Below are 1,379 nucleotides of genomic sequence, written 5' to 3'. Positions count from 1 at the left end.
GTGATCGCCTCGGCCACGGCGGCGGCGATGAAGCCGTCGTAGAGCTCCACGCCCTGCGAACTGTCGTCCCAGGTCGTGCCGTAGGAGGCGGACCAATCCTTGTTCCGGGTCGGGTGGTTCGAGCCGTCGTAGTCGACGAGATAGGGCGGATCGGTCGCGAACAGCACCGCGCGCTCGCTGTTCATCAGCCGGCGCACATCGTCGCGGCTGGTCGAGTCCCCGCAGAGCAGCCGGTGATCACCAAGGATCCACAGATCGCCCGTCCGCGACACCGGGTTGCGCGGCGGCTCTGGGATGGTCACCGGCGGCACGGAGCCCCCGGCGCCACCCTTCTCTTCACCGCCCTCGTCCGGATCGAAAGCCAGCAGCTTGTCGAGTTCGCCGTCCGAGAAGCCGACCAGCGACAGGTCAAAGTCCTCGGCCAGCAGGTCGTTCAGTTCTGCCGAAAGAACGGCTTCGTTCCAGTCGCCAAGTTCGGTCAATTTGTTGTCGGCCAGACGATAGGCCCGCCGCTGCGCCTCGGTCAGATGCCCAAGCACGATCACCGGCGCTTCGGTCAGCCCGAGCTGCGTTGCCGCCAGCACGCGGCCGTGGCCGGCGATCAGTTCGCCGTCCTCGCCCACGAGGCAGGGCACGGTCCAGCCGAACTCGGCCATGCTGGCGGCGATCTTCGCGACCTGGTCGGGCCCGTGCACCTTCGCGTTCTTCGCGTAGGGCTGGAGCTTGGCCAGCGGCCACATCTCGATCCGCTCGGGTGCGAAGCTCAGAGTCATGGGCAGTGTTCCGTGAATGTGGTGGATCCCAGCGCGGTGGATTCCGGATGCCGCGCTGGACTCCTCGCGGGGTCCAGCGGCATCCGGGGGTATCCGGCCGGAAGGCCAGTGTTTATTGGGGTTTGCGCGGGGTTTTCATGGATCCGGATTCCGGGTGGCTTCCCAAAAATCCGGCCCTGTCGCTGGCGAAATCCCGCGCCAAGCCCGCCAGCATACGCAATCGGCCCAGAAGGAACCAAGAATTCAAAGGGTTAGCGGATTTGGCCCCGCTGGTCCCCTCGGTGGACTCTCGGGAGCCAGCGGCTTGCGGTCATCCCGCGCGCGCCTCTCCCGAGCATATCCGGTTTGTATCCCTTGGCCCGGGTTCGGTGAACCCTGCGCGATGTCTCTCCGAAAATTTCCTCACAGGACGATTTTTCTTGACAGCCTGTCGGCATTCTCGATCACGAAGCGCTTCGATCGTTTCGAAGACGGCACGCGTCCGTTGAGCCGCCAGGTGATCAGGGCAATTCCGTACTGCCAGCGTTTGGTGGCAGCGGTGCGCGACAGGCCGAATTGCCAGCAGATCGGTTTCCATGGCTTCCGGTTCGCCCTGAGCCACACGAT

Annotated in this window: 1 protein-coding gene and 1 pseudogene; both read right to left on the bottom strand. The window is 64.9% G+C overall.

The window, feature by feature from the left end; all coding sequences use genetic code 11:
- Window positions 1-773 (bottom strand): annotated as a pseudogene (locus C4S70_RS18385) (DNA methylase); the annotation flags it as partial.
- Window positions 774-1,175: 402 nt separating this feature from the next.
- Window positions 1,176-1,379 (bottom strand): DUF6362 family protein (locus tag C4S70_RS18765; RefSeq protein ID WP_235003900.1); only part of this gene is annotated, 204 nt, incomplete at its 5' end.

The sequence above is a fragment of the Jhaorihella thermophila genome (assembly GCF_900108275.1).
GTDB classification, from domain to species: Bacteria; Pseudomonadota; Alphaproteobacteria; order Rhodobacterales; family Rhodobacteraceae; genus Jhaorihella; species Jhaorihella thermophila.
This window is presented reverse-complemented; position numbering and strand designations above follow the sequence as displayed.